The organism is Pseudoalteromonas sp. TB64 (assembly GCF_000498095.1).
GTDB lineage: Bacteria > Pseudomonadota > Gammaproteobacteria > Enterobacterales > Alteromonadaceae > Pseudoalteromonas.
Genome location: NZ_AUTQ01000025.1, coordinates 1 through 3,930, shown reverse-complemented (window position 1 = coordinate 3,930; position 3,930 = coordinate 1). Strand labels below are relative to the sequence as shown.

The window sequence follows — 3,930 nt, the reverse complement described above, 5'->3', positions numbered from 1 at the left end:
TGTGCTACGTCCGCTTATACGGGTATTCCACTCACTGCCCGCGATGTAGCGCGTAGTGTTACATTTTTAACGGCGCAGTTTGCCGATCCTAACAAGCAACCTCATTGGCAAAATTACGCGTTTATGGCTGCAAACAACAACCCCACTTTAGTGGTTTATATGGGGCTTTCGTGCTTACAAACGCTAAGCAACGGTTTGCAATCAGTGGGTTGGCCAAGTAATACACCCATTGCACTAATAGAGAATGCCACTACCACTAAGCAAAAAGTAATTACCAGTACGCTTGAACAAATAGTAAATGAGCATGCTAAACATAACTTTCAAGGTCCTACCCTTATTATGATTGGTGAAGTAATAAATCATAAAATGGCTATTAGCCCAGAGTTACTAAACAGTGTAAATGTTAACGCTTGATAAATATTGTTTTCGCGCTTACTACCTCCCCAGGAGTAGGCGCTTTTTTAGGTTCAAGTTGTGTGCAATAACATATTTAAATGCACCAAATAAGTTAACAGCAGCGATTATTTTAGTTATAAAAACTCTGTGATAAATTAAGATGGAATTTCAAGTGACTGTTTTAGTTTGATTTTAAATTCAATGATGAAATTTATTAATGATTGGAACGGTGGTTGCACTTTAAAAACAAAAAAGTGTGGAATACTATCAATGGCGACAAGCAATCCTCTCACAAAACAGTTTTTATTAGCGGCAAAGTATCAAGAAATACACGCCTTAAAAAAATTACAAAACAGTTGCGCCTCGCTCACTAAACTAGGCGATTTTGTACATCAGCTACAAAAAGAACGTGCAATGAGTAATATATTTTTAGCCTCAAATCGCGAGCGGTTTAAAACACAACTCCAGCAGCAAATACACGTAAGCCACGATGCACAAACCGCATTTTATGATTCAATTAAACAAACTTATATTAGTGATAATGCCGATACTGGTCATACTCGACTATTTAATTTAATTGCCTATAGCTTACAATCTCTTGATGCATTGCCTGCATTACGAAGCCAAATATCGCAGCAAAACATTAGCGCAGTACATGCTACACAATCATTTACGCAGCTAATAACCAGTTTACTCAATATTATTTTAGAGGCAGCTGATGGAGCAAGCGATCCTAAAATAACTCGCTTACTGGTCGCATTTTTTAATTTTATGCAAGGTAAAGAATACGCAGGGCAAGAACGTGCGTGTGGCGCACAAGCATTTGCAGCGAGCAAGTTTACTGCAGAGCAAAAACAACAACTGGCACATTTTGTACAGGAGCAAAACCACAGCTTTGACTTTTTTAATGAATACGCAGATGAGCATTTATTAAAGTGCTATGCCACGCTAACAACGCATCAGGTTAACAATCAAGTTGAACAACTTAGAAGTTTATTGCAAAAACTCGATGACGAAAACGCACAACCGCTCTCACAACTTAGCGAAGTATGGTACGAAGTAACCACTACTCGTATCGATATAATGCATAAAATAGAGCAAAATATTGCTGATAATTTAATCGACACGGCTGCAATGCAAATAGCATGCGCCCAACGTAGTTTAAATACCAATAAAAAAGTGCTCAATACTATAAATGAACAGCAAATCGCTCCTATCGTGGGTCAATTAGCGATTAAACAACCAGACCCTGAAATACAACCCAATGTTGCAGCCGATAAGCTCAATAGCAATAAAAGCATGTACGATTTAATTATTGATCAAAGCCAACATATTAAACAAATTAACCAAGCCCTACTCGATGCTAAAAAAGTAATTAGTGAGCAAAAAATTATTCACCAAGCTAAATACATACTTATTGAACAACTAAAAATTAGTGAAGAACAAGCCCACAAGCAACTACAAAAACAAGCCATGAATTCACATAAAACACTTTATAGTGTTGCTCAAAAAATCGTGGAGTTAAGTGATTAAAAATGAAGGGTAAGTTTAGCTCGTAGGTATATAAAATAAGTATTAGCCAAAAAAATAAACCCAGATGCGCAGTGCGTATCTGGGTTTATATTTAATACAAACAAAATTTAAATCAAGACCTCTATATTGCAGTAATTAACAACATAAAAGCCTATTAAATTAAACTAGGTCGAAACGATCTGCATTCATAACCTTTGCCCATGCAGCAACAAAGTCTTTAACAAATTTTTCTTTGTTATCGTCTTGTGCATACACTTCAACGTATGAACGAAGAATTGAGTTAGAACCAAATACCAAGTCTGCTCTAGTGGCTGTCCACTTAACCGCTTTTGTAGCTGTATCTTGAATCTCATAAGAGTTACGACCAGTCGGAACCCATGAATTACTCATGTCGGTTAAGTTAACAAAGAAGTCATTAGTTAATGCGCCTTCATTATCTGTAAATACACCATGTTTAGTGCCACCGTAGTTAGTGCCAATAACACGCATACCGCCAATCAATACCGTCATCTCTGGTGCTGTTAAACCCATCAGTTGAGTGCGGTCAAGTAGCATTTCTTCAGGTGTTACTGTGTAATGCTGTTTCTGCCAGTTACGGAAACCATCGTGAAGCGGTTCAAGTACATCAAATGACTCATTATCAGTCATTTCTGCTGTTGCATCACCACGACCTGCTGAGAACGGCACTGTTACTTCAAAGCCAGCAGCTTTAGCTGATTTTTCAATACCAACATTACCGGCTAAAACAATTACATCTGCAATACTTGCACCCGTCTCGCTTGCTATAGCTTCTAGTACTGTTAGTACTTTAGCTAAACGAACTGGCTCATTACCTTCCCAATCTTTTTGTGGTGCAAGGCGAATACGGGCACCATTTGCTCCACCACGTTTGTCCGAACCACGGTAAGTTCTTGCACTATCCCATGCAGTATTAACAAGCTCACTTAGTGTTAAATCGGTTGCTGCGATTTTAGTTTTAACTGTTTCAACATCGTAACTTGTATTACCCGCTGGTACAGGGTCTTGCCAAATTAGCTCTTCTTTTGGTACGTCTGGACCAATGTAACGTGCTTTAGGACCTAAATCACGGTGAGTTAACTTAAACCATGCACGTGCAAATACTTCTGAAAAGTAGTCTTGATCTTGAGCAAATTTTTCTGAAATTTTACGGTACGCAGGATCTACCTTCATTGCCATATCGGCATCAGTCATCATTGGGTTAAGACGGGTTGTTAAGTCTTCAACGTCAACTGGTTTTTTATCTTCAGGAAGATTAATTGGTTCCCATTGTGTTGCACCAGCTGGGCTATGCTTTAATTCCCAATCGTAATTAAGTAATAGGTCAAAAAAGCCATTATCCCATTTAGTTGGGTTAGACGTCCAAGCACCTTCAATACCACTTGTGACAGTATCACGACCAATACCACGTTTAGTTTTATTCAACCAACCAAAGCCTTGGTCTTCTAATTCTGCAGCTTCTGGATCTGCTTCTATCTGCGAAGCATCGCCGTTACCATGTGCTTTACCAACAGTGTGACCACCGGCAGTTAATGCTACGGTTTCTTCATCGTTCATAGCCATACGCTCAAAAGTAACACGTATATCATTTGCTGTTTTTTGTGGATCTGATTTACCGTCCACCCCTTCTGGGTTTACGTAAATAAGTCCCATCATTACTGATGCTAACGGGTTTTCTAAATCGCGTTCGCCTGAGTAACGAGTGCCTTCACTGCCACTTGGTGCTAGCCATTCTCTTTCTGAACCCCAGTAAATATCTTTTTCAGGGTGCCAAATATCTTCTCGACCAAAAGCAAAACCAAATGTTTGTAAACCCATTGACTCATAAGCCATGGTACCTGCATAAGCAATTAAATCAGCCCAGCTAAGTTTATTACCATATTTTTTCTTAATTGGCCAAAGTAGACGACGTGCTTTGTCTAAGTTTGCATTGTCAGGCCAAGAGTTTAGAGGAGCAAAACGTTGGCTGCCAGATGCCGCGCC

The 3,930-nt window shown here is 39.1% G+C and carries 3 protein-coding genes; 2 read left to right on the top strand and 1 reads right to left on the bottom strand.

Annotation, left to right across the window (positions count from 1 at the left end):
- Window positions 1–414, top strand: a 414-nt coding sequence (locus L647_RS0100870; protein WP_024609532.1) for an SAM-dependent methyltransferase, incomplete at its 5' end; no start/stop codon positions are given.
- Window positions 415–666: 252 nt separating this feature from the next.
- On the top strand, window positions 667–1,929 hold the full coding sequence (locus L647_RS0100865) for a nitrate- and nitrite sensing domain-containing protein (protein ID WP_024609531.1): 1,263 nt from the start codon (window positions 667–669) through the stop codon (window positions 1,927–1,929).
- A gap of 159 nt (window positions 1,930–2,088) precedes the next feature.
- Here the strand turns inward: L647_RS0100865 and katG are convergent.
- The coding region (gene katG / locus L647_RS0100860; RefSeq protein ID WP_024609530.1) for a catalase/peroxidase HPI at window positions 2,089–3,930 on the bottom strand (1,842 nt) is incomplete at its 5' end.